The sequence below is a fragment of the Rathayibacter sp. AY2B7 genome, from assembly GCF_002931635.1.
GTDB lineage: Bacteria > Actinomycetota > Actinomycetes > Actinomycetales > Microbacteriaceae > Rathayibacter.
The window spans coordinates 1-26,805 of record NZ_PSUC01000023.1; the positions used below are offsets into that span (position 1 = coordinate 1).

The following is a 26,805-nucleotide window of genomic DNA, read 5'->3' on the forward strand; positions in this document are numbered from 1 at the left end:
GCCGCCCTGTCCGTTCGCCCCGGGCCGCTCCGGTGCTGCGGGTACGGAGACGGGCTCGGAGCGTGATCGGAAGGTCCCGGCGACGACGTGGAAGCTCCGTGCCAGTTCCGGTGCGTCGGCGACGAGATCGACGACCTCGGGTTGTGGCGGGGTCGGAGCCGAGGGCTCGGCCTCCGGCAGCTCGACCTCAGGTGTCGACGCCTGCTCGTCCCGCACCAGATCGTCCGCTCGCCGGACCGCGTCCCGCAGGCGCTCGATCACCGCGTCGCGATCGGCCAGCCATTCCGGCAGCCACACCCGCTCGACGGCGGGCCAGCCCATCGCGTTCTTGAGCACGGCACCGGGGAGTCCGTCGCGGTCGCTGACGGTGCGACGACGGCGCCAGGAGGCTCCGTCCAGCAGCACGGCGACGAGAGGCCGGCCGGGCTGCTCCGCGGTCGCCAGCGCGATGTCGACGCGGAACTCCGACAGGCCCACGTCGATGCGAGCGGCGAGGCCCGCCTCGATGAGGGCCGCGGCGAGCTCGTCGCGGTGCGCGTCGGGGTGCGGGAGCCTGTCGAGGGCGTCGTTCACTCCACCGGAGCCCGCCTGCGCGAGCTGCAGATAGGCCTTCAGGTGCTTCACGCCGACGGACTGGGTGTCGTCCGCTCGCAGCTCGGCCGGGTCGAAGCTGCAGAAGAGGACGACCTGCCGGCGGGCGCGGGTGATGGCGACGTTCCAGCGCCGTTCGCCCCCGGCACGGGTGAGCGGGCCGAACTGCAGAGGGACCACGCCCTTCTCGTTCGCGCTGAACGCGATCGAGAACAGGATCGTGTCCCGCTCGTCGCCCTGCACGTTCTCGAGGTTCTTCACGAACAGCCCGTCGGTGACGTCGAGCGACCGGGCGATGCGGGGGTCGGACGAGCTCCGGAGCAGGCCGTCGATCAGATCGCGCTGCTGCGCGTTGAACGTGATGATGCCGAGGGACGGGACGACGTCCGGCGACGCGTCGAAGCGGCGGTGGACCTCGGCGACGATCGCTTCGGCCTCCGCCGCGTTCGTGCGCAGAGCCTTGCCTCGACCGGTGCGGATGAAGGTGCCCGCCACGCGGACGAAGGAGATGCCGTAGCCCTCCTGCCCGTCGCCGGCGTCATCGGCGTGCGGGGTCGGGAAGGACGAGAGCCGGCTGTCGTAGTAGCGGCTGTTGCTGAAGGCGATGAGCCGCTCGTCCTGGCTTCGGTAGTGCCAGGAGAGCCAGCGCGACGGGACCCTCGCCTGCGACGCCTCGGACAGGATCGACTCCTCGTCCACGACGGTGTCCGCCGGAAGCGTCTCGTCCTCGACCGCGCCCGTCTCGGCGAAGCTCGTCGGCGGCATCTGCTTGCTGTCTCCGACGATGACGGCGCTGCGCGCCCGTCCGAGCGCACCCACGGCGTCGGCGACCCGGACCTGCGACGCCTCGTCGAAGACGACGATGTCGTAGAGGTCCGCGTCGACCGGCAGGAACCGGGCGACCGACTCGGGGCTCATCAGGGTGCAGGGCGCGAGCCGGGTGATGAGCGGACCGAAGTCGTTCATCAGGCGGCGCACCTTGAAGCCACCTCGCGACTTGTTCTCGAGCTGGCGCTTCAGGCCGCCCATCATCGTCGGAGGAAGCGAGCTCAGGTCGCGACGGGCGAGCACCTGCGACGGGATGATGCGCGGCAGCTCGTTCCGCACGGCGCTCGCGCTGTTCGTGTAACGGCCGAGGAGCCGCTCGTGCGCGGCTGTCTGGAACCCGCCGAGCTCCGTGCTCGCCAGCCGCTCATCGACCGAGGAGGCGGCGAGGCCCTTCTCGAAGGCCAGGAGCGCGTCGTCGACGTCTCCTCCGCCCTCGAGGTACTGCCGGCGGGCCGTCGACATCCCCGCTTCCCGGAGCGGTTCGAGGCGCTCCAGGAAGGCCAGCCAGGTCTCGAGCGAGCGGACAGCACCTCGTCCGCTGCCGCGCTCGGTCGCGGACTGCCGCCAGGCCTCCACGACGGGTCTGCCGCCGGCCCAGTCGGACAGCTCCTCCGACGGTGCTCCGGCGACCTGCAGCAGGGAGCGGTGGGCGTCGATGAAGCGCTGCAGTGCCGCGCCCAGGACCGCGCGGTCGGGACGGGCGTAGACCGACCGGATCAGGTCGCGGTCGACCGCTCCGTTCGCCTCCTCGCCGACCACGACGAGCCGTCGCAGGGTGCGCAGCACGCCGATCTCGGCCGAGATCCGACGGAGGGTCTCGCCGTCGAAGGCGTTCCACCGCTCGGGGGCGATCGGTGCGGGAACCTGCCGGACGAGCTCGCGGAGGTAGAGGGCGTGCTGACGAGCGAGGAGGACGCGGTCGATCAGGGCGACGAGGCCGTCGAGAGGAACGCTCTCCGGTCCGGAGCGGAGGTACGGAGCGAGGCGGTCGCGGACCGATCGGCGCAGCTTCTTGCGCGCGAGCAGCCCGGCTGCGTCCGCGGCGACCGCCGCCGCCCGGATGTCGTCCAGGTCCGCGTCGATCACCCTCTCGTGGATGACGTCGAGCACGTCGAAGCGGAGCGGGGCGAGGCGCCGGAGCTCCTCCTGCGCGTGGGCGAGGTGCGCGTCCCATCCCTGCTCGATGAACAGGTCGAGCGTGGCGAGCGGCCGTTCGTCCGCCTCCGAGGCGCGGATCGCCGGCTCGAGCAGTGCCGGGTCGGACGCCGCCGACAGCGCCGGTGCCGGGAAGTCGAGGCGATCGAGCTCGAGGAGCACTGCGTCCAGTTCGTCGGCCGCGTCGGCGACCTCCCCGGCGAGGCCGGGGGCGAGGCGGGAGGGGGAGACGAAGGACCACGGGTGCCCAGGCCGGGGCCGGGCCGCGTGGAAGTCGTCCGGGAGCAGCCGCAACGCCCGCCGGATCGAGTCGAACTGCTCGAGCGTGCCGTTCTCGACGAACCGGCGCGGCACGTCGAGAGCCTGGATGTGCTCCTCGGCGAGGACCTCCCGCTGGTGCGCTTCGTAGAGGGAGTATCCGGCCCCGTTCTCCTCGTGCACGTGGTCGGCGTAGCGGCGCAGCTTGCGCGTCGTCGACTCGATCGTGTCCTGCTGGATCGCGAAGCCGTGCGAGTCGGGCTGCACCGAGAAGTCGAGCGCGGCGCGGATCTGCGCCCGGGCCTCGGCCGGACGGGCGCCCTTGTCGTGGAGGTCGAGGCAGAAGGGGCCGAGCCCGACCTCCTCCAGGCGCCGCTTCACGACGTCGAGTGCCGCCCGCTTCTCGGCGACGAAGAGGACGCGCTTGCCCTCGGCGAGCGACCTCGCGAGCAGATTGGTGATGGTCTGCGACTTGCCCGTCCCGGGAGGGCCCTCGAGGACGAACGTCTTCCCGGCCACTGCGGCCGCGACGGCTTCGAGCTGCGAGGCGTCGGCAGGAACCGGCACCTGGGCGGAGAGCTCGTCGAGATCGAGGTCGAGCTCCTCGCCCGCCGGGTCCTCGAACGCCTCGAGCGGCGTGTTGATCAGATGGGAGACGAGGGGATTGCGGGCCAGGACCTCCCACTGCTCGTCGAGGTCACGCCACAGCCGGAACTTGGCGAACTGCAGCACCGCGAGGTCGACCGTCTCCTCGACGCGGAAGGGAAGGCCGCGCTCGGTCAGGGTCGCTCGCACGGAGTCGAAGACGGCGCGCAGGTCGATGCCCGACTCGTCCTCGGCCGGCGCGGCGAGGCCGGGTAGGTCGATTCCGACGCTGACCTTGAGCTTCTCCACCAGGCAGAAGTTGGGAGTCGACGAGCCGGACTCGTCGAGCGTGATCGTGAAGACGGAGCCGCGGGCCGTCTCCTTGATCGTGACCGGCACGAGGACCATCGGCGACCTGAGCTCCCGGTCGTCGAGCGTCCAGTGCAGAGTCCCGAACGCGAGGTAGAGGTTGTTCGCGCCGGTCTCCTCGACGATCGTCTTCGCCGACGCGGCGAACTTGCGGAGCTTGTCGGTGTAGGCGGCTTCGGTGACGTTGACGAAGACCTGCTTCTTGTCGAACAGCATCTCCGTCCGGATCTCGGTCGGCAGGTCCTTCCCGCTCTGCATTCCGCGCTGCCGGGCGATCTCGGAGATGTTGTCGGACGGCACCAGGTGAATCGGAGTCGCCTGATTGATCACGTCTTCGAAACGGCCGAGCTCCGTTCCCGGCACGGCCAGCGAGAAGCCTGCGCGATCGGAGTAGTTGATCAGTCGATTGCGGAGGCTCAAGTCGAGAAGCGCGTTCTTCCAGGTCGCGACGCGGGCCGGGCCGGTGACCGTGTCACGGCGGCGACCGCGCCCAGCACCGGCGAAGTCGAACACGATCTCCGAATCACCGGGCTTGTACTCGTGCACGGTGACGACGCCGTCGGACGCCACCGCGCGACTCGGCAATGGGTAGACGCCGCTGTTGCGAGCTTCCTTGATGTCAGCGACACCCCTCAGATCGTCGCTATTGGAGGCGAGCTCTTCTCGGGCCTCACGATGGGCTTGCGCGATGGTCGCCGACTCTCCTGTGAGCATGGTCGTCTCGACGACGCGGATCAGATCGCTGTCCGCGAGATTGATGGCCGTGCCGACATCGGTGGACGCTGCGGCACCGAGGGTGCGAGCGACTCGCCAGTAACCCAGGAAGATGTGGTCTTTGGTGAGCCAGAGCGTGCTGTTGATGCCCGCCTGCTCGAGAACAGCGGCCAGCGTCAGGGTGGTGTCGAGACAGGTGCCGAGTCGCCCGTCCAGCACCTCACCGGGCGTTCGAGTCTTCTGACCGCCTTCCCTGCGTCCGTCCGGGGTCACTCCGCCCCAGCTTGCGGGCGGCGCTGTGTACGCGATCTCCCTCGCTCTGATCGCGTCCCAGATGGCCTCGGCGATCGCATCGACCCGGGTCGGGTCGTGTCGCTGATATCCGGTGATGGCGGAACTGCCCGTCGCCTCGCCGAGGAGGTCCGCTGCCTCGCGCAGCACCTTCTCGACGACGACCGCGTTCGGCTGTACGAAGGACGGAAGCAGCTCCAGCCCGAGCTGAATCGGAACGAGCCGCCACTCGCTGGCGGCGAGAACCAGTACATCGACGCTCGTACTCGCGACCTTGTCGCCGTCAGCGGTCCGGAGGGTCGCGCGGATGCTTCCCGACCGCCGTTGCTCGACGGCGAGCATGCGCTGGGGGTCGAGAGTGAGGGCGACGTTCTCCAGGTCCTTGTCCTGCTCGGCACCCAGGTCGAGACGGATGGTGCGCGGGCCTCCCAGCGAACCGTGCGCGTCCACGACCTCCAGATCGAGAGAGGCACCGCGGAGTTCGTCCCCGCCGTTCCTGATCAGCACGCGCTTGACCGGTTGGATCCGAGCGCTGGCCATCGCGTAAGAGAGCTCGTCGTGGGTCTCGAGCTGGATGGTGATGCGAGGAGCCGGTGGAACCTCGTCGACCACCACTGTCAGCCCCTCGTAGCGGGCCGCTCCGCGCGGGCGCCGCAACGGAGGCTCGCTCGTGGGAGTGCTCGGCGCATTCATGCCCTCGACGGGCGTGTCCTCTGAGCCTGAAGCGACCGATGCCGGCTCGGTCGCCACCTCGCTTCCCGCTGCCGTCTCGGTCGTAGCGACCTCGCTCCGCGAGAGCGGCGCGACCTCGGCGAGGTCGGCGTTCTCCACGCCTTCGGCCTCCGCCAGGATCCGGCCCCGCACCTCGCCCAGCTCCTCGGCGAGGTGGTCCATCGCGACCTCCTGCAGCAGGGTCTGAGCGGCCTGAATGGCCCGATTGGTCATCGGGCGGTCGAACTGCTCACCATGGGCCCAGAGATTGCGCACCTTCCGGAGGTATTTGAGAGATCCCTCCGCCAGAGGCGATATCGCGCGGGTGAACGGCCGACCCAGGGGATCGAGATCCGAGGTGAGCAGTCGCACCAGCTGATTGAAGTCGCGCTCGCCGTATCGCTGGTTCCTGTTCTGAGGGTTCGGGTTGGCCTCGTCATGACGTCGGAGGACGACGGTCCAGTCCTCATCCGGCCCGATATGGGACGCCAGCACGCTGTTCACCGTCGGGAGCAGTCCGTCGACGACCGCATTCAGTGCTTGGTCGACGAGTCGGCGGTACTCGAGATCATTCATTCGACGGGATCCCCCTCAGGTCCGCGGCGCGGCGCGACACGGCGTCGGTCGATCCTATTGATGCGCACGCATACTCGCGATCCGGCACGGAAGAACTGCTCATCCCTCTCCGGCACCGGGCCGGCCATCACGTACGGGTGTTCGTGAGATGACGTCCGATGTATCCGATGTAGATCCTCCCGGAGCGATCCGTGTCGTCGAAGTAGTGCATCCTCGGCGCGAAGGAGTCGTTCGTCGACACCTTGAAGTGCGCAGGCATCAGGACGGATCCCGACGGGTGCACGTCGTCCGGAACCGGCAGCACTCGTTCGCGCGCCCAGGCGGCGTTCGCGAGGACCGACTCGCTCTCAGTCGCCGCGTGACGCGAGGCCGGGCACTTGAAGCCGGCTGGGGCACTGTCGGAGGTCAGGTACGTGTGGACCGTGCCGCGTTCCCAGCCGCTCGCCTTCGCCTCCGCATAGTCGTGTAGGACGTGCACGAACTCCCAGACCTTCGAGGAGTACTGTCCGAGTCCGTCCCGCTTGTCGACCTCCTCGGCGTCGGAAGCGCGTCCGCAGAACACGACCCGCTTCGCGATGGAGGCTCTCTCGGGGTCCGAGGTCTCATCGGGCAGCAGAGTGGCGATGACCTCCGACATCGAGCCCGGCGGCTCCCACACCGCATCGAGCGGCACGTCGAGCTTCTCGAAGGCCTGCAGTGCGGCGAGCTGCTCACGGAAATAACGAGCCTCGCGCTCGGCTCGGCGCAGTGCTTCGCTCTCGACCGCGAGATCGAGGAACACCGAGTCGATCCGCTGGTTGAGCTCGGTGTTCTCCTTCGTCAGGGCGGCCTGCTCGCGACCCTGGCGCTCGAGCTCCTCCTCGGCGACGAGCACCTCGGACGCTCGGGTCTCGATGAACTGGTCGAGAAGATCGATCGTCCTCTCGTCGGCGTCGTCCCGGTGGAGCCAGCGGTTGACCAGCCCGCGGACCCGGGTCATGAGGGGGACGCCGACAGGACGGGCGTCGGACTCCGGGAGATCGTCGGCGAAGGACAGAAGGCCCTCCAACGACGTACCCGCATCGACCGACGATCGAGCAGAGACCGGCGCCGGAGCCGGCGCGGGTGCGGGCGGGACTGCCGGAACCGGAGCGGCGACGCGGGCGTCGACGAGAGCCCGTCGGTGCACTTTGTTCTCCGCCTGCGCCAGCTCCTCCATGGCGAGTCGAACATCGTCGGGTAGACCGAGGGCGAGGAACCGCCTTTTCATCGCGGCCGCATGCGTCACCTGGAGGCGTTCCGACACGTGTCCGTTCGAGATCGACCGTGCGAAGGTGGCGGGCCCGAGGACGCGGTGCCGGAGGGCGTCCTGACGGGAAGCGAGATCGACGTCCGGCAGGAAGGTCCGCACTCGTCCACGAGGCACCTGGTGGCTGTCGGGGAGGCGCTGCTCGAACAGCTCAGCAGCTGACGCGCTGACGACGAAGGTCGTCGCCACCCCGTGGCTCTTCTTCGTGAGGCTCGCGACGATGCGGGTGAACTGCTGGTCGGTCTCCGAGTCGACCGACGTCGCGACGATCACCGAGCAGGTCCGGGTCGGATCGGCGATCGCGGCGAGGACGGCGTCCACTCCCTCGGCGTTCTCGACGAGGACGGGCGCCGCCGTGAGCCGCGTCCGTCCCTCGACCACGACGGAGTCGCGGAGCAGCGTGCCGACGATGTTCGGAGGTGCGACGACTTCGACCGGATCGGCGCCACCCTGACCCGTGACGCCGGCCTCGACGACCAGGGACTGCGTGAATCCGGAGGACCCGGGCGCGGAGATCGCCAGGACGGAGACGTCGAACGCCTTACCCGAGTTGGTCTCCGAGAACCGGTAGCGGCGGAGCCATCTGCTGTTCGTCGGATCGTCGCGATGGGTGGCGATGAGTCGACCGCTCCCACCCAGATCGAATTCGCCCTCCCCGACCCACTCGGCCTTCTCGAGTCTGCCGCGCTTCGACCCCGACCGGAGTTTGGATCGCAGCCACTCCTGGAGAGCTTTCTCCGCCACGTCGATCGCGTCGGCCGAATCGTCCAGCCTGAGTACGGCTCTGTATCCGATGACCATGCCTGACCCCCTGTTTCTCGTCACGGTAGCGGACTGCTCCGACATCGATCCGCCGGTCGTCCTCGACGAACCGGCCGTATCCGGTCCACGGCGGTCGAACCTCCGACCCGACTGCACATGCGCCACCCGCCGGTCCGACTAGTGGGGATCGGGGGTATTTCCGATGTCGAGGGAAACACTCGTCCGCTATCCGCGTTCGAGCCGGGGTAGCGGCCATGGCCTGCCTGGAGCTTCTCCGGTTCATGCTGTGGTGCTCCGGTAGCGTGCGCAGATGTCTCCTTTCAAGGAACTCCATTTCACCGAGCACGACGTCAGGGACGGGGGATCGCTCGCACTCTTCGTCGAGGATCGCTCCCGATGCGGCATCTACTGGCTGGACTTCGAAGACGGCGCCTCCTATGTCGGTCAGTCCGTGAACGCGCGTACTCGTCTCGCGTCTCATCGACGTCGGTGGAGCGACGTGACCACCGCACGATTCGCGGAATGTCGACCGGAACGCCTGGACGAACTCGAACTCGCTGTGATCCAGCACGTCCAGAAGACACGACCTCTTCGGAACGTTCTCCTCACATCCCGTCCCGGTGGGCTCGACGACCTGATCGTCACCATCGGGGAGGGCGCCTCCCTCGCGTTGCCCTGGGAGCGCGAGCGCCGCGGTCGACTTCTCGAGGAGACGGTCGGTCCGCCGAGTGGGAGGCAGACGAATGCGAGCTGGGAACGGCTTCGTCTCCATGAGGACTATCCACGCCTCGTCTCCTCCTTGAGGACGTTGCTCCTCGAGGCGTTCCCCAGTCCGGCACAGACGCAGGAGCTCCTGTGGACGCTGACGGCTCTGCCGTCCACGAACCGGAGCGCCGGGTGGCGACGTCTGTGCACACTCAGTGCCGGACGTCTGGAGATCCTGCGAGTCTTCGAGGAGACCTTGAACGGCCGGAAGGCTCTGCGCTGGTTCCTCAATCTGCATCCTGAGGCGTCGGGGAGGAGAGTGCGATCGGCTCTGGCGCACACCGACGCTCAGGATCCGACGATCCGGCGAGTCGCCTACAAGGCGGTACCGCAGCCGGTATGGACGATCGGCGCCGTGGGGCTCGATTCGCTGGACGCTGTTCTGGACGACGACGACATCCTGAACGAGGTCTACCGTCTCGTCGTCATGCTGATGAGGCAGGGCATGAACCCGCTCCGACGTCACCACAATCACCCATTCGCCACTGACGTCCTCAGGACATCGGCGGTCACCCCGATCAAACCATGAGGAATCCACCGGCGGCGGCATCGCTGAGAGCAGATCCCGTCGGCGCACCCCGACGCCGCTGCCTTGAGGGACGTCGGCATCGGGGGCGACGACCCGAGATCCGACGGATCAGTCGCGATTCCGCTTGAGCAGCCCTGCGACCTTGCAGCAGACGGCGGCGTCGACGGAGTTCCAAAGCGGTCGATGTGCTCGCAGATCCGATCGACACCGACGTTGAAACGGGACCGTGCCGTCCGCTAGCCGGTGGGCTCGGTCCCCGCCAGCCAGAGGAACTGCGGATCATCGGGACGTCGGAGGTCCTCCGGGAAGCGCGCGACGATGCTCGAGCGGCGACCGTTGACCAGAAGTGGGGTTGCGACGACGGCGGTGTGGACCGTAACGCGCAGGTTCCTCCGCACGGAGGGTCGGCGTCCGCCGGGCCCCGATTCGCCTCAGTCGATCTCCTCCAGCACGTAGGCCACCGCGTCCCGAAGCTTTCGCCGGCGCTTGTACACGATCATCAGGTCCTGTGGCGGTACCGCGCGTCGGTACAGCGTCGCTCGGTCGTCGATGAGAGCGACTGTCTGATTGCTGCGCTGGATCGCCCAGAACCGCGGCGGTCTCGCCGATAGTCGAGCAGCATCCGCGCCGGAGAAGTCGGTGAAGTGGTCCGGCACCTTCGGCGGACCGTAGCCGTGCTCGATCGGGGCGCCGTCGATGACGTTCCAGTGGTCGCGATGGTGGAGGACCTGAGTCATCACCGCGGAGAGGATCCGGTAGGTGAGAGATCGCGGCGTGGTCGAGTCAGCCGTCGGCTTCGACCATCCCAGCACCTTCTCGATGCGCTTGACGAGGGCGTGGGAGTTCTCCTCCGCGATCCCCTCCGCGAAGGGGATCGGCTCGGGAGCGTCCTCCAGCCCGTGGAACCAGATGCGGCCCATCTGGTTGAAGAACACGCGACCCTGCGGGCGTAAGGCGTCGATCACCGAGGGACCCCTGTAGTGCCCGTCCTCGAACACCTCGTAGAACGTCACGAGCCGCGAGTTCCGCCGGCACAGCTCGCTCGCCAGCCACCACGCCTGATCGACGACGAAGCGGTCCGCCGGCTCGAAGTCGTTCACAGTGTCGCCTCCCGCTCCGTCGCGTACCGCGGGGCCATCGACTCCATCTGCTCCATCACGAGCTTGATGGCGCCGGCCTGCTGGTCCGGCGGGTACCGGTAGCGCACGAGCAGCCGCTTGATCGACGAGCGGAGCTTCGCGCGGACGTCGTCGCGGACCGTCCAGTCGGTGCGCACGTCGCGGCGCATCGTCTGCACCAGCTCGCGAGCGATCTGGGCGAGCGTGTCCTCGCCCTGCAGGGTCACCGCCGAGTCGTTCTGCGTGATTGCGTCGTAAAGGGCGACCTCGTCGCTGCTCAGCGGAGGTGTGAATCGCTTTCCGCGGTTGGCCTCGTCCAGAACTTCGTTCGCGAGTTCGACCAGCGCCGCAATGATCTCGGCCGAGGTCAGCTGCTGATTCGTGTACTTCGTCATCAGCTCCGCGATCCGGGCGGAGAACGCCTGGCTGCGCACCACGTTGTTGCGCGTCGCCGCACTCGACTCGTCGACGAGGAGCTTGCGCAGCGCCTCGATCGCCAGGTGCGGGTTGCGCGCCTTCTGCGTCTTCTCGACGAACTCGGGGGTGAGCTGATCCAAAGACGGCTTGGGCATGCCGGCGGCGTCGTAGATGTCGAGCACCTCCCCGGTCGCGGTCGCCTGGGCGAGCAGCTGACCGAGCAGGCGCTCGATCTCGGCGGGGATCGGCTCGCCGTTCGCCTGCCGCTCCTCGGCGTCGAACTTCGCCATCCAGATGCGGACGTCCTCGTAGAACGAGATCTCGGGACGGAGCTCGGCGAGGTTCTGCGCTCCGGAGGCCAGCGCCCACGCCCGCGAGAGCTTGCTCGCGAGCGCCCGGAACCGCGCTGCCGGATCCTCCTGGCCCTCGGCGGTCGACTTCGACCGCGAGCGGAGGAAGTTGACGGCTCCCGACGCGGCGTTGAGGTAGGCCTTCGGATGGGACGAGGCGAGCTCGGCCCGCCAGTCGTGGTCGGCGAGGAGCGTGCGCAGCTCGGCGACCATCTCGACCGCGATCGCCACCGCCTCGTCGACGTTGCGGCCGACGGGCTTCTCGGCCTGGTCCGCCGCCGTGTACTCCGCGAGAGCCGCGGTGAGGTTGTCGACCAGCGGGGCGTAGGCGACGAGCAGCCCGTCCTGCTTGCCGCGGAAGGTGCGGTTGACGCGGGCCAGAGTCTGCATGAGCAGCGCACCCTTGAGCGGTCGGTCTAGGTAGAGCGTGTGCAGCGGCGGCGAGTCGAAGCCGGTGAGCATCATGTCCTTCACGATGACCAGCTCGAGCTCGTCGTCGACGTCCTTCATCCGCTTCTTGATGACAGCGTTCTCGGAGTCGCGGCGCACGTGCTCGACGACCGGCGAGACGTCGGAGGGGGTGCCGGAGTAGACGACCTTGATCCGACCACTCGTCGTCCCGTCGCCGTGCCATTCCGGCTTCAGCGCCACGATCGCGGAGTAGAGGCGGGCGCAGATCTCGCGCGTCGCCCCCACGATCATCGCCTTGCCGGGCGAGGAGATGGTGGCCTTCATCCGCTCGCTGCGCTCGCTCCAGTGCCGCACGATGTCGGCAGCGAGGGCGTCGATCCGCTCGGGGGCGCCGTAGAGGGCGTTGATGACGGCGACGCTCTGCTCGATCCGGGTCCGCTCGGTCTCGTCGAGACCGACGGTGGCCTCGTCCGCGGCCGCATCGATGTGCTCCTGGCTCACCCCCTCGGCCAGCTCGACCTTGATCAGGCGCGGCTCGAACGAGACGGGCACCGTGGCGCCGTCCTCGACCGCGCGGCTGAGGTCGTAGATGTCGATGTAGTCGCCGAAGACCTCGCGGGTGTCGCGGTCGTCGAAGCTGACGGGGGTGCCGGTGAAGGCGATCAGGGTCGCGCTCGGCAGCGCGTTGCGCAGGTGCCAGGCGTAGCCGTCGAGGTCGTCGTAGTGGCTGCGGTGCGCCTCGTCGACGATCACGATCACGTTGCGCCGGTCGGACAGCAGGGGGTGCGCAGCCTTCGCGTCGCGCTCCTCCTTGCTCAGCCCGAACTTCTGCAGCGTCGTGAAGTAGATGCCGCCGGTGAGCCGGTTGCCGATCTGCTCGCGCAGCTCCGCTCGGCTGGACACCTGCTTCGGCTTCTCGGGCAGGAGGAGGCTGCGCTCGAAGCCGGAGAAGAGCTGGCCGTCGAGCTCGGTGCGGTCTGTGATGACGACGACCGTTGGGTTCTTGAGGTGCGGGTGCCGGGCGACGAGGTTGGTGTAGAGCTCCATCTCCATCGACTTGCCCGAGCCCTGCGTGTGCCAGACGACACCGGCCTTGCCGTTGCTGTCGACCGCGGTGATCGTGCGGCCGACGGCCTTGGCCACCGCGAAGTACTGGTGCGGCTTGGCGATGCGCTTCTCGAGGCCCTCGGCGCCCTGGTCGAGGGCGGTGTAGTTCCGCAGGATCTGCAGGAACCGCGTCTGGTTGTAGAGCCCGTCGAGGGCGCGCTCGAGCGGAGTGACGACGTTGCCGTCCTCGCGCTCGTCGCGGCCGACCGGCCTGCCCTCCTCGTCGACGTTCCACGGCGCGAAGTGGTTGAGCGGCGTGAAGGGGGTCCCGTACTGCGCTTCGAGCCCGTCGGAGGCGACCGTGAAGACGCAGAACCGGAATGCAAGCGGGAACTCGCGCAGGTAGGTCTGCAGCTGCGCGTGCGCGGCGGCGACCTTCGTCGCGTCGCTGCCGGCCTTCTTGAGCTCGAGGATGCTGACCGGCATGCCGTTGAGGTAGAGGACGAGATCGAAGCGCCGCTTGTGGTCGCCCTGCTGGATCGTGACCTGGTTGACCGCCAGCCAGTCGTTGTCGTCGGCTTCCGCGGCGAGGAGCCGCACCGTGACGTTGCGCTCGACGCCGTCGGCCTCGAGGTAGGACAGGCGGTACCCCTCGACGAAGAACCGGTGGATCCGGTGGTTCTCGGTGATCGCGTCCTGGGAGGAGGGAGTCGCGATCTCGGCCGCCGCCTGCGCCAGATAGGTTGGCGGGATCGTCGGGTTCAGCTTCTGCAGCGCCGTCATCAGGCGCGGACGGATGAGCAGCTCGGCCCAGGAGTCGCGCTCGCCCGTCCCCGGGGCGATCTGCTCGCCGCGGAGCGGCCGCCACATCAGGTGCTCCTCGCCGAGCCGGTCGAGCGCGAGCTCCTCCCACTGCGCCTCCGAGAAGCCGGCCATCAGAGCACGTCCTCGACCGCGCGCTCGGCGTCCTTGACGCGGAGCTTGCCGGACATGAGAGCGGGGAGGAGGGTGTCGCGGAGCCTCGAGAGTTCAGTGTTCTCCACCGAGAGTGAGTGACTCAGGGCTGTTGATGCTCCGATGAGGTCACGAAGGGAGTCGCTCATCTCGTTTGGGTCGTGGATCTCAAGAGCGAGGACATCATTCGGGAGCACACGCTGATGGCTGCCTGAAGTCCCTGAAACACGTTCTTCCAGTGCTCTCGTCACTTCTTTTTGAGAGAGGACTGCCCAAAGGGCTGACGTCGAGAAACCGATCGGCTCGAGGGCAAGGAATTCACCAGAGGCGAGGCATATGCCGTCGATCGAAGGGACCTCCCAGATGCGAGGAGTCCGGGGGTTCAATTTGGAAAGGAGCACGACGGGATTTAATAGAAGGACTTTCGAGCTCTTGATATTGAGAGGGGATTCAGTGGTCGGGACCTTACTGGCATCGAATGCCGGAAGACTGTAATGCTTGACTCGAGGCTCTTGGACGCCGTCCGGGTTGATGGATGAGCGGTTGTAGGCTGTTACCGCTCCAAGCCGAATTTTCGGCATGCCGGTTGGTACGGAGAGAATAGCTAACCGCAACGCCAAGTGGGAGCTCTGCTGGTTGGCGGCGATCTTGTCGTCGAGTGCGCCCAGCACCTCCGCGATCGCTCGCTGCTCCGCTAGCTCGGGTGCTGGAATGGATACTGAAAGCAGGGCGGGCTGGCGTATGCCGACAACAGTCGACCCCGTGCCATGGTTGAGGATTCTTTGCTGAACGGTCTCGGACAGGAGTGAGTAATATAAAAATGCCTGGTCGAGCTTCAGTGGATCGCTCCTCAGCGCGAAAAGGCGTTGACCGAGCACGACGGGCCCATCTCGGTTCACTCGAGCGACCCGCCCTAGCGGGGCTTCGCTCGTGAGCAGAATGTCGCCCTTCCGGATCTTATTCGGCATCCATCGCTCAAAGATTTCCTGCGTGACGTAGCGGGCGCTTTCCCACTCGACTCTTCCTTCCGTCACAAGGATCGCCGAAAGGACCGGAATGCCGACATCGACGAACTCCGATCCGAGCTTTGCGGGGGTCTTCCCTCGGTGATCGATCAGTGCGCTCAAGCCATCTTTGAGAAGAATCTCGCTCAAAGCACCCGCTCCAGCTGCTCGCGCACGACCGCCGCGAGGCGGTCGGACTCGTCCATCGCCGCGAGGAGCTCTCCGCGCAGGCGCGCGATCTTCTCCTCCAGCGGCTCCCCGTCGTCGGCCAGCTCCGCCGCTCCGACGTAGCGACCCGGGGTGAGCGCGTAGTCGTTCGCCGCGATCTCGGCGTTCTTCGCCGAGTAGCAGAAGCCCGCCTTGTCCTCGTAGGCGGCTCCGCCGGCGGAGCGGGTGCCGCGCCAGGCGTGCACCGTCCCCGCGATCGTCGCGATGTCCTCGTCGCTCAGCGCGCGCTCGGCGCGGTCGACCATGTAGCCCATGTTCCGCGCGTCGATGAAGAGCACCTCGCCGCGGCGGTCGGTGACGCCTCCGCGCCCCGGCGTCTTGTCCTTCGCCAGAAACCAGACGCAGACCGGGATGCCGGTGCTGCGGAACAGCTGCGTCGGCAAGGTGATCATGCACTGCACCAGGTCCGCCTCGACGAGCTGGGCGCGGATGGCACCCTCGCCGCCCGAGTTCGACGACATCGAGCCGTTCGCCATCACGACGCCGGCGCTGCCGCCGGGCGCGAGCTTCGAGACGATGTGCTGGATCCAGGCGTAGTTGGCGTTGTTGGCCGGCGGCACTCCGTAGGCCCAGCGCGGGTCCTCCTCGTTCCTCGCCCAGTCCTTCACGTTGAACGGCGGGTTCGCGAGCACGAAGTCGGCCAGCAGCTGCGGGTGCTGGTCGCGGCGGAAGGTGTCCTCCCAGCGCGGGCCGAGGTTGCCGTTGAGCCCGTGGATGGCCAGGTTCATCTTCGCGAGGCGCCAGGTCCGCTCATTGAGCTCCTGTCCGTAGACCGAGAGGTCGCTGCCCTCGCGCTCGTGCGCCTCGAGGAACTTCTCGGTCTGCACGAACATGCCGCCCGACCCGCAGCACGGGTCGTAGATCCGGCCCTCGTGCGGCTCGAGCACCTCGACGAGCACCCGGACCACGCTAGACGGCGTGTAGAACTCGCCTCCACGTTTTCCCTCTTCGCGGGCGAACTTCTCGAGGAAGTACTCATACACCTCGCCGAGCAGGTCGCGAGCGCGCGTCGATCCCTCGCCGGTGAAGCGCGCGGAGTTGAAGATGTCGACGAGCTCCCCGAGCCGTCGCTGGTCCACGCTGTCGCGGTTGAAGATCTGTGGGAGGGTCCCCGTGAGCCCGCTGTTGTGCTCCATCAGGAGGCCCATCGCCGCGTCGACCAGCTCGCCGATCGAGCGCGCGGGCTCGGCGGCGGTCGCCTCGGTGCCCTTCGCGTTCTCGGCGAGGTGGCCCCAGCGCGCCGGGGCAGGCACCCAGAAGACGCCGCGGCCCACGTACTCGTCGACGTCGTCGATCAGCTCGCCGATCTGGTCGTCGTCGAGGCCGTCGGCGGTCAGCTCGGCACGGATCTGGGCGCGGCGCTCCTCGAAGGCGTCGGAGACGTACTTGAGGAAGACGAGCCCCAGGATCACGTCCTTGTACTGCGAGGCGTCCATCGAACCGCGGAGCTTGACGGCCGCCTTCCAGAGCGTGTCCTTCAGCTCCTTCATCGTCGACGGAGCGAGGGGGACGGCGGTCTTGGCGATGCGCGGTGCCATCAGCTGCCTTTCTGTGCGGTGCCGTCGACGTCGTCGGCGGCGGTCTCGGTGCGGGTGGGAAGAAGGGGGTGGCGGATGCTGCCGTGGACGGCGCCATCGGAGATCAGGGTCTCGAGCTCGCCGAGGGCCTGGAGTCGACGCTCGGTCTCGGCCCGCAGCTCGATGATGCGCGACAGCGCCGACATCAGGGGCGGGACTCGCTCGGGCACGACCCGTCGCACTGTCCAGTCGCGCCAGCGGCGGGAGCCCGGGGGCCGACCAGCGATGTCGGCGGCGAGCAGGTCGGGAACGAGGCCCGACGCCGGATCCATGATCGAGAGGATGCGGGCGGGGGAGGCGACGACGGAGCCGCCCTCGTGGTCGACGATCGCGGCGAGCGGCGAGGTGCAGAAGACGATGTCGCCGGGCTGCGTGCGCGCTGATCGTCCGTGCGCCCGCTCGAACTCGAGGATCCCGACGCGGCGCGAGCCCCGCTCGGTCTCGCCGAGGAGCTCGGGCAGACCGAGCACGCCGTGGCCGGTGGTTCCGATCTCGGCCTCGGTGAGGCGGGTGCCCGCGCGGTAGCGCAGAGCCTTCGAGGTGCACAGGGCGCCGATCGGCTGCGGAGCGAGTGACGCGACCTCGGCGTCGGCCGCCACCGGCTCGGCGGCCAGGTCCGCGACCCTCTCGCCGACGTCTCCGAGGAGCTGCTCGATCCGGACGGCTCGCGCAGCGGCGGCGTCGAACGGGACGCGTCCCACTCGCGGCCCGCGGCTGCGCTGCGTCAGAAGGGAGCCGGGCTGGGCGAGCATCGCGGAGGCGGCCTCCACCCGGCCGAACGCGAACGCGTGCGCCCTCAGATCCGCCGCCCGGCCCATCGTGGCGAAGACGTCGCCGACGACCAGTGACCGCACCGCCGTGTCGAGCGTCCGCTCACCGACGTCGGCGAGCAGGGTCCACCGCCGACCCTCCTCGACTCTGCCGTCGGCCGGGCCCACGACCCACAGGGCGAGGGACTGACGGGGATGAGCGGGGAGAAGGCCCTCGGGGAGTCGGACGATCGCCCGGATGCGGCCGTCGCGCAGCGCGTCTCGCCGAATGTTCGCTGCGGCGGCCGGCAGGCGATCGCAGAGTGCCGCGGCCGGGCCGATGATCACCCCGCGCTGGGTGGAGGGCATGCCGAGCAGGAGCTCGTCGATCGCCTCCAGCACGGGGACGGCCGCGGTCGTCGTCGCCCCCTCGTGCGGGAACTGCGCGACGAGTGTCTCCACGGCGCTCCCGCTCGTCTCCTCGTCGAGGCTGAGGTCGCGCCAGCGGACACCGTGAGCGGCGAGCCGTCGGCGCGCGCTCCGTCCGGCGCTCGCGTCGGACGGAGCTCCGAGGACGGCGTTGATCTCGCCGCCGTCGCCCGCGCGGATGCCGACGGAGATGATCAGCGCTGCGCAGACGCCGGTCGGGTCGACCACGGTCCCGGTGGCGTCGCCTCCTGCGAGGACGAGGGCGAGGTCGGCGACGAGAGCTTCCGCCTCCGGGTCGAGTGCGGTGCGCTCGGGAGCGGCCGGCCGTGCCCGGTCGAAGGCCGCGCCGGGAGTCCAGGCCGCCTCCACAGCGGCATCGGCCTCGAGGGCGGCTGTCACGAGGTGGGGTCCCAGCGCCTCGATCTCGGAGACGAGCCAGGCGTCGCCGGGGTCGATTCCGCGAGCGGTCGCGACGAGATCGTCGACGGCGGCCAGCTCCTCGCCGAGCTGCGCGCGCAGAGCGACGAGGGCGTCGAAGGCGTCGGGCTCGCGATCCGCGGCTCGACCGAAGGAGAGGACGTCCGCAGTCGCGTCCGGGTTGTTGCCCTTCGTGGTGGCAGCGAGCCACGCGGAGACGTCACCGGCGGAGAAGCGCTCCGAGCCGACCGCTCCAGTCACGGGCGCGGGGAACGGCGCGGCGCTGCCGCGAGCCCGTGAGCGCCAAGCCGAGACCGTCGGGCGCTGGACGCCGGCGAGCGCAGCGATGTCGGAGAGGGACAGCAGGGTGTCGGTCATCGCGCCTCCTCGGTCGGTGCGGTTCGGTGCCTCGAAGCTACTGGGTCCTGACAGCCCGTGGTCAAATGCAGCGATAAGGGGGCTTATCGCTGTTTACATCGCGGTCAGACAGCACCAGCCTCCAGTCTTCTCACCACCGCAGCAGCACCCGCCGCCGCACCGTCGCCGAGGAGGCCACATGCCCTACATCCGCCGCATCTCCGTCACCGCACCGGGGACCCGCAACGAGCACATCGTCGCGGTCCAGCACTCCGTCCGCGCCACCGGCCCCCTGCACTCCGAGCCCGTCGGCTCCATCGTCGGGCGCATCGACAGCGGGGCGGTCTTCCGCTCCCACAACGATCGCACCGGAGCCGAGGCCCAGGTGATCACCCGGCGCTCCGGCGCCGGCCGCCGGTACATCGCGACGACGTCCAACGGCGTCGAGTCCGACAACCTGCTCTCGCTGCCGAGGTACTGATCATGGCCGACGACCAGACCGGCCCCGAGCCGACCTACCCCGCTCCCCAGCCGGATCAGCTCGCTCCCGAGCGGGGACGGCGCGCTCTCCCGACCGACGACACGGATCACCCGGCGGAGAGCACAGCCCCCGCTCCGGAGGGCCTCGCCCCGAAGCCTGACGTCCCCGCCGCGGAGCACGGCACCACCTCCGCGCTCGCCGGTCCGCAGCGACGGGGGGCGGCACCCGCCCTTCCCCGGGTCCTGCCGGTGGTGACGGCGGCCGGCGGCCTCCTGATCGGGATCGTCCTCGGGCTCTGGATCCTGCCGGCGATCGGCTCCGCCGTCGGCTCGGTCGGGCCGACCGCCATCGAGACCGCTCTCGAGACGTGCGATGTCTCGCCCGGCGGGTACTTCGCACTCGGTGACGACGGCACGAGCCTCTCGATGCAGACGGAGGGCGCGGAGAGCCCCGGAGCTGATCTCGCGGACGTCGCCTGCGTTCTCACCGAGGTCGACGTGCCCGACAGCGTCCTGACGCGCATCGACAGCACCCGTGCCCTCGACGGTAGGCAGGAGGCGTCCTGGGACGACCTCGACGCCTCCTGGGGCTACCACCCCGACGACGGACTCGATCTCGTCCTCGAGCGCCACCGCGACTGACCCCCCACAACCTGAACGGAGACCCTCATGTCCACCACTTCTCAGAAGTCCTTCCTCACCGCCTGGCTGCTCGCCCTGCTGCTCGGCGGCCTCGGCGCCGACCGCTTCTACCTCGGCAAGCCCGGCACCGCGATCCTCAAGCTGATCACCTTCGGCGGACTCGGGATCTGGGTGCTCGTCGACCTGATCCTCCTGCTGACCGGGGCCACCCGGGACGGGCGGGGCAGGCCGCTCGAGGGCTACTCCCGCGCGAAGGTCCCGGCGATCGCCGTGACCGCGGGTGTCCTCGCGCTGTCGGTCGTCGTCGGCGCGATCTCCGGTTCGCGGGATCCGGCGCCGGAGCCCCCGGTCGCGGCCGCCTCCGCCGAGGCCGCCTCCTCCGCCGAGCCGGAGCCGGCCGAGTCGGCGCCCGCGGCATCCGAGGCCGAGGCCTCTCCGGAGCCCGCGCCGGCCCAGACCGCGCAGCCCGAGCCCGAGCCTGTGGTCGACGAGACCGCGGAGACCGCCAGTTGGGCGACCGACGAGTTCGGCACCTTCGCCTCCGTCACCGAATCGGGAACGGGGGACAGCGTCGTGACGCTGCCCGCCGGCGCGACCGCAGGAGTGGTCACTGCCGAGTACTCGGGCGAGGGCAACTTCGCGGTGCAGATCATCGACGCGCAGAACGCCTCGACCGGGGAGCTGCTGGTCAACACCATCGGCTCCTACTCGGGAGTGACCGTCTACGGCTTCAACTCCTTCGGCACCGGCGCCTCCGCCCAGATCACCGCGAGCGGCCCGTGGACGCTGCGCTTCGACCCCGTCTCGGCGAGTCCGGCACTCGCTCCGAGCGGCACAGGGGACGCCGTGTTCCTCTACTCCGGCGACGCCTCCCGACTCACCGCCTCGCACCAGGGCACGGCGAACTTCGTGGTGCAGGAGGAGACCGGCGGTTTCGGCTTCGGGCTGCTCGTGAACGAGATCGGGGCCTACTCGGGCACCGTCCCGCTCAGCGCAGGCCCCTCCGTGGTCTCCGTGACCGCGGACGGCTCGTGGACGCTGGCCCTCGGATGACCCGCGAGGAGGAGGGAGCCGTACCCTCCGACGCCGACGGTGTCTCCGGTTCGTGGCAGTCTGACGGACACCTGTCGAACACTCCCGGGGGAGCCCTCATGCCGAACAACCCGACCGTCGACGAGCCCGCCGAGGATGACGAGGCGGCTCGGGCCGACCTCGCGGAGGAGACGGGCAAACTGCGCGAGTTCTTGTCGAGCCTGACCGCGGACGACCTGAAGTCCGGCAACTGGTTCGAGAAACTGCTCGCCCAGTCACTGAAGACCTACACCGAGAAGGTCGATGCGGAGTACTTCCAGCGGAAGTACGAGGGCGTCCCGGCCGACGGGATCGTCGACCGGCGCATCAAGACGGCGGCGAACTATGCGGCGCTCGAGGGTGGCCTGTCCGCCGGCGCCTACACCGCGGCGATCATCACGACCCTCGGCAGTCTCGGAGGAGCGAGCCCGCTCACACTCCCGGCTGCAGGCGTCACCGTCATGGTCGACATCGCCTTTCTCACCCAGCTGCAGGTCCGCCTGGCCTGGGACGTCTCCGTCCTCTACGGGATCCGACTGGATCCCTCGGACCCCGAGGATCTGTGGAAGCTCATCCGGGTCGCCTTCACCATCAAGGGCGGAGAGGTCGTCAGAGAGGGAGTGCTGAAGGCGGCACCAGCGTTGATCCGGCCCTTCGTGAAGCGGTTCTACTCCGGCCCCGCCCTCGCGGCGGCCAAAGGTCTTCCGGTTGTCGGGAAATATCTCCTGCAGCGCAACGTCGTCAAGATCGCCATTCCGGCGGTCGGTGTCCCGCTCGCGGTGGGCATCAATCGCTGGACGACGGTCCTCGTGGGTCGCCACGCCCAGACCGTGTTCCGCAACGAGGCTCGGGTGATCGAGATCGCGACGGGGCTGAGCCGGCGGACGCGTCACCCGCAGCTCATGCTCTGGACGGCCTGGCTCGTCATCAACGCGGACAAGCGGATCTCGGACGACGAGATCCTCCTGATGCGGCACCTGATCGCCCTGGTGCGGGAGACGCACGAGGTGGTCGACGAGCGGCTCGCCCGCGTCGTCGACGTCGACCCGGAGGACATCTGGGAACGCATGGCCTCGGAGGACGGCGACCTCTCGGACGTGCTCGACGCGGCTCGTCGAGTGGCGGCCGTGGACGGCGACGTGAACGCGGCGGAGAAGGCCGTCCTCGCCGAGATCACCAGCCGCGCACACCGCGCCTGACGGCTCCGCGTCACTCGGCCCCGACCTCCACGGCCTCCTTCCCTCTTCTCGAAAGGCATCACCATGACCACTGCGACCGGCGACTTCCACGCCCGCGCCTCCGTGCAGTCGGGGCTGGATCACCTGGCACACCGGCTGGACGACATCCTCACCCGCAAGTTGGCTCACGTCCTCGGAACTCTCGAGTGGCCCACTGTCCTGCGCGAGCTCGACCGGGCGAAGGGATATCCGGAGCGCACCTACGACTCCGCGGATCTGCAGGCTCAGCTCCGCATGCTGACCGAGCGCCTCGGCGGGCTCAAGTACCCGTTCGACGACCCCTCCACCCGGGTCGTCTCGACGCTGGGGAGCGAGCTGAGGATCGTCCGGAACCGCTGGGCGCACAACGACGACTTCACCGGTCTCGACGCCTGGCGCACCCAGGACTTTGTCGTCCGCCTCCTCGAGCAGTTCGACGACGGCGAGGGTCTACCGGCCGCCCGCGAGCTGCGCGAGGCCGCCATGCTCGCCGTCGTCCAGGAGTACGGCATCGTGCCGACGGCCGCTCCCTCCGGAGTGGCGGAGGAGGAGAAGCCGGCCGGGGAGGCGCCAGCCGGGAAGGAGGAGGACGTCGTCCCCGATCAGGCCGTCCTCGTGCGTGAGGACGCGGCCGCCACTCCGACCATCGGTGCGTCCCGCGCGGAGTTCGAGCCGTGGACCGTGGTGTCCGTCGGCGACGTCGCCGTCCTCGACGAGCTGCCGAAGAAGGCGGCCAAGGAGAAGGTGCGCGCGGTCGTCGCCGAGATCACCGCGTTCGAGGGGCCGATCGAGCTCGAGCGGCTCGCGACGCTCGTCGGCCGTTCGTTCGGTCTGCAGCGGGTCCACTCGGCGCGGATCGAGAAGATCCGGCGGCAGATCAAGGGGTCGGAGGTGGTGATCGACCGCGAACGCTTCGTGTGGCCGCCGGAACTGGATCCGGAGACGTGGTCGGAGTTCCGGCCGAACACGAGCGGCGCGGATCGTCCGCTCTTCCAGATCAGTCCTCGCGAGATCGCCAATGCGGCCGAGTTCCTCCTCCGGACGGACCCGCAGCTGGACCGCGCGACCCTCGAGAGCCGGCTCCTGCAGACCTTCGGCCGCCGCCGGCGGACGGCCGCCTTCACCGCCCACCTCGCGAAGGGCATCGCCCGGCTGCCGAAGAGCTAGCCGCCGCGGATCGCTGTCGCACCTGTCCGCCATACTCGGCGAAGTCCATGCCTTCGAAGGAGATCCCGCTTGGAAACGTATGTCCGGACACCGCTCGATGTCTTCAATGTCCCGCAACGCCTCGTCGTGCCTCTGTTTCAGCGGCCCTACGTCTGGAACGAGACCGAGCAGTGGGAGCCCCTGTGGAGCGATGTCCGACGCATCACCGAGGTGCACATGTCGGCGCGCGGCTCACGGGCCGCGCACTTCCTCGGTGCGATCGTCTTGCAGCGGATGGAGACGGCGTACGGTGCACTCCAGGTGTGGCAGATCATCGACGGCCAGCAGCGGCTCACGACCCTGCAGCTCCTCCTCGACTCGGCAGCGTCGATCTTCGCCGCTCGAGGGGCATCTCACCTCGCAGCGCGGCTCGAGACGCTGACTCACAACGCCGCCGCTTATGTCTCCGAAGGCTCCCCCCTCAAGCTGCAGCACACCAACCGGGACGCCGCTGCCTTCAGCGAGGTGATGCTCGCCGAGGCTCCGGTCGACTACGACATGCTGGAGTTTCCCGCATCGTTGCCAGCGCGCTGCCACGCCTACTTCGCTGGGCGGATCACTGCCTGGCTCGAGGAGGCCGCCGCGGAGCAGCTGCCGATCCGGATGGAGACCCTCGCGAATGCGCTGACCCAGGCGCTGCAGCTCGTCGTCATTCAGCTCCGCGCCGAAGAGGACTCGCAGGAGATCTTCGAGACCCTCAACGCTCGAGGTACCCCGCTCACCGCTGCGGACCTCGTGAAGAATCTGGTCTTCCAGAAGCTCGACTCCGAAGGTGTGGACACGGAGCGCGCCTACCGCGAGGTCTGGCCCTTCGAGTCCGCCTTCTGGGAGAAGGAAGTGAGCGTCGGACGGTTCTCGATGACCCGGAGCTCCGCCTTCCTCAATCAGTGGCTCATCTCTCGCTTGGGTGAAGAGATCGGCCCGCGGCACACCTTCGCGAGGTTCAAGCACTTCGTGGAGCACGAGGCCGGGATTCCGATGAGTGCGCTCCTCGAGCAAATCGCCGGACAGGCCGGACGCTACCAGACCTGGGTCGAGCGGGCGGCCGATCCGGACAGGCTCCTCACCTCGATCGAGCTCGACATCTACCGCACGGATTCGCTCGACACGACGGTCCTGCGCCCTGTGCTCCTCTGGCTGACCGCACCTGGCACCTCCTTCAGCGATCGAACTGTCGACGGTGTCGTCGCAGCGCTCGAGAGCTGGCTGATCCGTCGTATGATCCTGCGCCGGCCGAGCAGCGATCATGGTCGTGTCGTGGCCGATCTCATCCGGTCGAACCGGGACGCTAGCGACTCCGAGCTCGTGGAAAGGGTCGTCGGACATCTGCGTCGATTGGACGCCGAGAGCACCTACTGGCCTGGTGACGAGGAGATCCGGGCGGTCCTGATCGACGAGGCCGCCTATCGCCGCTACTCGCGGTCCCGTCTCCGGATCCTGCTCGAAGCGGTCGAGGACTCGTACCGGGGATTCACGAGTGGGAAGCCCTCGCGGACAGGCTCGAGGGTCTCGCGTCGCAGTCTGCCGATCGAGCACCTCCTCCCTCGGACCTGGAAGACGACGTGGCCAGTCGCGACTGTCGAGGAGGAGGTGGCGCGGGACGCACACGTGCACCGTCTCGGCAATCTGACGCTGATCACGTCGAGCCTCAACAGCTCGGTTTCGAACGGCCCTTGGCTCGGAGAGACCGGCAAGCGGGCGAAGCTCGCCGACCACGACGTTCACCTCATGAACCGTCGCGTGAGGGACTCCTCGCGCGACGGCTGGGACGAGGCGCGGATCAGAGCGCGAACCGCGGAGATGATCGAGGCGATCCTCGCGACGTGGCCGGCGCCGGACGAGCACAGGGGTGAGATCCTCGACCGGGCGACTCGCGCCCGGTCAGAGGCGACCCTCCGCGACCTGACTGTCGCCGGCCTGCTGCCGAGCGGATCCGTGCTCCGAGCGCGGACTACCGAGACCGTCGTCGAGGCGATCGTGCAGGAGAACGGCGACCTGCTGCTCGACGGCCGGACCTTCGACACTCCATCGGGCGCGGGGAAGCACCTTTTGGGCCGCTCAGTGAACGGCTGGTCGTTCTGGCGGTTTACCGACGGACGCGGCCTCTCGGACGTCCGAGCAGAGTACGAGAGCCGCCGAGTGGGAGGAGCCCGCCCCGCGGACGGGTGAGGTCGACGTCGAGCCGCTCGTCGCTCAGAGGTCCGAGGCGCCGGTTCCTGCAGGCTCGACGGCGTGGACGGCCTGGGCCAGGAACCGCGCCGGCCGCGCCCGCGGCAGCACCGCGCTGACCTCCTGGAGCGCCTGGTCGGCGGGGATACCGAGGTGCCGGACGCTGTACGCGGCTCCGACGGAGGGCGTCCGGCTCCGCCCCTCGAAGCAGTGCACGAGCACGGTCAGGCCCTCGGCCCGGTAGGCGGCGACGGAGTCGGCCGCATCCGCGAGCACGCCGGCCGGATCGGCGTTGCTGCCGTCCTGGTCGACCAGCCAGACCGCGGTCCGCGCGCCGATGAAGGCCGGCACCTGCTCGCGGCCCACCCGGCACAGCGAGACGACGGCGTCGACGCGCGGGCCGGTGCCGTCCTCGGCGAGGGTGTCCAGGGCGGTCAGGTCCCCGAGGAGCACGCCGTCGTCGTGCGGGTGGACGACGAGCGTGGCGGGCAGGCCGCTCACCGGCCAACGCGCGGCGGCCGGCCAGCCGTTCTCGCCGGCGACGCCTCGGCGGGTGGCGAGCACGGCGCTGCGCACCAGGTCGTCAACGGTCTGCCCGGGCCAGCCGTGCAGGTGCCGGAGCCACGCGGCGGGAACAGCTGAGCGTCCCCAGCGGGCGCCGGCGAGCGACCCGGTGATCGCCGCGACCGTGTCCGTGTCGTTGCCGCTGCGGACGGCCAGCTCGATCGCCTCCTGGAGGGTCGTGCTGTGCGTGAGGGCGCACCAGGCGGCCTGGATCGCCGCGACGACCCAGCCGTTGCTCCCGGGGATGTCCTTCGGGTGCGCGGTCCGCTCGGCGACGTCGAAGCGCTCCGACCACAGCGTCCGCCGCTCCTCGGGCAGCGCGGTGATGCCACTGCGGACGTCGAAGGCGCCCTCGAGGATCGCGTGGCGGATCGCGAGCGACCACAGCACGCACGCGTCTCCGGCGTCGTCCTCGAAGTGCGTCAGGTCGCTCAGCCGACGGGCGGCGGCCGCGAGGGTCGCGTCGTCCGCGTGCAGCAGGCCGAGCGCGACCGGGCCGGTGCGCATGAGCGAGCCGTTCCCGGCCGAGCGTCCAGTGGACCGGTGCACCTGCTCCGCCGTGGCGCGCAGCTCGGACTCGCTCGCCCCGGGGGCCGTGGACAGCACGCGGCGGATCTGGATCCCGACGTCCTTCGCGGTCCCGGCCCAGGTCCGCCACTGCCTGCCGATGCGGTGCAGCGTCTCGGGATCGTCGAGGGAGGCGCCGGCCGCGAGCTCCTCGAGGATCGGGATCGCCATGCTCGTGTCGTCGGTCCACTCGCCGAGATCCCAGCCGCCGCCCGCGTGCAGCCGGACGGGGACGCCGTCGGCGAGCGGCGGGTGGAACTCGTACGGTGCGCCCAGCGCGTCGGCGGCCGCGGAGGCGACGATCGCGCCGACCGCCCGGTCCGTCTGCATCGACGTCAGCTTCGTCCTGTGTGTGGTCATGAGAGCCCCCGTTCCGGTTAGCGCGTATCTGCGCTAACTCCATGACACC

The 26,805-nt window shown here is 69.1% G+C and carries 15 protein-coding genes; 7 read left to right on the plus strand and 8 right to left on the minus strand.

The features are described 5' to 3' along the window. Both C5C27_RS06185 and C5C27_RS06190 read right to left on the minus strand, forming a co-directional pair. On the minus strand, positions 1 to 6,078 hold a 6,078-nt coding region (locus C5C27_RS06185; RefSeq protein ID WP_146079612.1), incomplete at its 3' end, for a DUF4011 domain-containing protein. Between the two features lie 127 nt (positions 6,079 to 6,205). Continuing rightward, positions 6,206 to 8,110, minus strand: a complete 1,905-nt coding sequence (locus C5C27_RS06190; RefSeq protein ID WP_146079613.1) for a hypothetical protein — start codon at positions 8,108 to 8,110, stop codon at positions 6,206 to 6,208. Between the two features lie 328 nt (positions 8,111 to 8,438). On the opposite strand from C5C27_RS06190, the gene C5C27_RS06195 reads away from it, so the two are divergent. Next, positions 8,439 to 9,422 (plus strand): GIY-YIG nuclease family protein, encoded by a 984-nt coding sequence (locus C5C27_RS06195; RefSeq protein ID WP_146079614.1) that lies wholly within the window; start codon positions 8,439 to 8,441, stop codon positions 9,420 to 9,422. Positions 9,423 to 9,853: 431 nt separating this feature from the next. Here the strand turns inward: C5C27_RS06195 and C5C27_RS06200 are convergent, their stop codons facing one another. The 5 genes from C5C27_RS06200 to C5C27_RS06220 are packed head-to-tail and all read right to left on the minus strand — an operon-like array spanning position 9,854 to position 18,501. Continuing rightward, positions 9,854 to 10,522 carry a hypothetical protein gene (locus tag C5C27_RS06200; RefSeq protein WP_104313905.1) on the minus strand — a complete coding sequence of 223 codons (669 nt, stop codon included), beginning with the start codon at positions 10,520 to 10,522 and terminating at the stop codon, positions 9,854 to 9,856. Beyond that, positions 10,519 to 13,701, minus strand: a complete 3,183-nt coding sequence (locus C5C27_RS06205; protein WP_104313906.1) for a type I restriction endonuclease subunit R — start codon at positions 13,699 to 13,701, stop codon at positions 10,519 to 10,521. The genes C5C27_RS06200 and C5C27_RS06205 overlap by 4 nt, the downstream gene beginning before the upstream one ends. Further along, a complete protein-coding gene (locus tag C5C27_RS06210; protein ID WP_181133461.1) occupies positions 13,701 to 14,846 on the minus strand; it encodes a restriction endonuclease subunit S in 1,146 nt (381 codons plus the stop codon). Before C5C27_RS06210 ends, C5C27_RS06205 begins: the two co-directional genes overlap by 1 nt. 23 nt (positions 14,847 to 14,869) lie before the next feature. Beyond that, on the minus strand, positions 14,870 to 16,489 hold the full coding sequence (locus tag C5C27_RS06215; RefSeq protein WP_219813137.1) for a class I SAM-dependent DNA methyltransferase: 1,620 nt from the start codon (positions 16,487 to 16,489) through the stop codon (positions 14,870 to 14,872). Beyond that, complete coding sequence (locus C5C27_RS06220) at positions 16,489 to 18,501, minus strand: hypothetical protein (protein ID WP_181133462.1); 2,013 nt, start codon at positions 18,499 to 18,501, stop codon at positions 16,489 to 16,491. The genes C5C27_RS06215 and C5C27_RS06220 overlap by 1 nt, the downstream gene beginning before the upstream one ends. A gap of 178 nt (positions 18,502 to 18,679) precedes the next feature. Here C5C27_RS06220 and C5C27_RS17960 point away from each other — a divergent pair, with 178 nt between their 5' ends. The 6 genes from C5C27_RS17960 (at position 18,680) to C5C27_RS06250 (ending at position 25,265) form a co-directional block, all read left to right on the plus strand. Continuing rightward, the gene (locus C5C27_RS17960; protein WP_104345916.1) at positions 18,680 to 18,961 is read left to right on the plus strand and encodes a DUF3892 domain-containing protein; all 282 of its coding nucleotides are present in this window, start codon (positions 18,680 to 18,682) and stop codon (positions 18,959 to 18,961) included. Between the two features lie 2 nt (positions 18,962 to 18,963). Next, entirely contained in the window at positions 18,964 to 19,602 is a 639-nt protein-coding gene (locus C5C27_RS06230; RefSeq protein WP_104313910.1) for a hypothetical protein, read from the plus strand. Positions 19,603 to 19,629: 27 nt separating this feature from the next. After that, on the plus strand, positions 19,630 to 20,655 hold the full coding sequence (locus C5C27_RS06235) for a TM2 domain-containing protein (RefSeq protein ID WP_104313911.1): 1,026 nt from the start codon (positions 19,630 to 19,632) through the stop codon (positions 20,653 to 20,655). A gap of 98 nt (positions 20,656 to 20,753) precedes the next feature. Beyond that, on the plus strand, positions 20,754 to 21,872 hold the full coding sequence (locus C5C27_RS06240) for a TerB family tellurite resistance protein (RefSeq protein ID WP_104313922.1): 1,119 nt from the start codon (positions 20,754 to 20,756) through the stop codon (positions 21,870 to 21,872). 63 nt (positions 21,873 to 21,935) lie between these two features. After that, on the plus strand, positions 21,936 to 23,057 hold the full coding sequence (locus tag C5C27_RS06245) for a DUF3320 domain-containing protein (protein ID WP_104313912.1): 1,122 nt from the start codon (positions 21,936 to 21,938) through the stop codon (positions 23,055 to 23,057). A gap of 69 nt (positions 23,058 to 23,126) precedes the next feature. Then, positions 23,127 to 25,265, plus strand: a complete 2,139-nt coding sequence (locus C5C27_RS06250) for a DUF262 domain-containing protein (protein WP_219813138.1) — start codon at positions 23,127 to 23,129, stop codon at positions 25,263 to 25,265. 24 nt (positions 25,266 to 25,289) lie between these two features. Here C5C27_RS06250 and C5C27_RS06255 read toward each other — a convergent pair whose 3' ends face one another. Continuing rightward, a complete protein-coding gene (locus C5C27_RS06255; RefSeq protein ID WP_104313914.1) occupies positions 25,290 to 26,756 on the minus strand; it encodes an ADP-ribosylglycohydrolase family protein in 1,467 nt (488 codons plus the stop codon). Between the last annotated feature and the right edge of the window lie 49 nt (positions 26,757 to 26,805).

What these genes read in the sequence shown, in the direction of transcription:
- C5C27_RS06205 (WP_104313906.1), bottom strand. Translation starts at nt 13,701, where the DNA reads ATGGCCGGCTTCTCGGAGGCGCAGTGGGAGGAGCTCGCGCTCGACCGG.
- C5C27_RS06220 (WP_181133462.1), bottom strand. Translation starts at nt 18,501, where the DNA reads ATGACCGACACCCTGCTGTCCCTCTCCGACATCGCTGCGCTCGCCGGC.
- C5C27_RS06255 (WP_104313914.1), bottom strand. Translation starts at nt 26,756, where the DNA reads ATGACCACACACAGGACGAAGCTGACGTCGATGCAGACGGACCGGGCG.
- C5C27_RS17960 (WP_104345916.1), top strand. Translation starts at nt 18,680, where the DNA reads ATGCCCTACATCCGCCGCATCTCCGTCACCGCACCGGGGACCCGCAAC.
- C5C27_RS06195 (WP_146079614.1), top strand. Translation starts at nt 8,439, where the DNA reads ATGTCTCCTTTCAAGGAACTCCATTTCACCGAGCACGACGTCAGGGAC.
- C5C27_RS06235 (WP_104313911.1), top strand. Translation starts at nt 19,630, where the DNA reads ATGTCCACCACTTCTCAGAAGTCCTTCCTCACCGCCTGGCTGCTCGCC.
- C5C27_RS06240 (WP_104313922.1), top strand. Translation starts at nt 20,754, where the DNA reads ATGCCGAACAACCCGACCGTCGACGAGCCCGCCGAGGATGACGAGGCG.
- C5C27_RS06245 (WP_104313912.1), top strand. Translation starts at nt 21,936, where the DNA reads ATGACCACTGCGACCGGCGACTTCCACGCCCGCGCCTCCGTGCAGTCG.
- C5C27_RS06215 (WP_219813137.1), bottom strand. Translation starts at nt 16,489, where the DNA reads ATGGCACCGCGCATCGCCAAGACCGCCGTCCCCCTCGCTCCGTCGACG.
- C5C27_RS06230 (WP_104313910.1), top strand. Translation starts at nt 18,964, where the DNA reads ATGGCCGACGACCAGACCGGCCCCGAGCCGACCTACCCCGCTCCCCAG.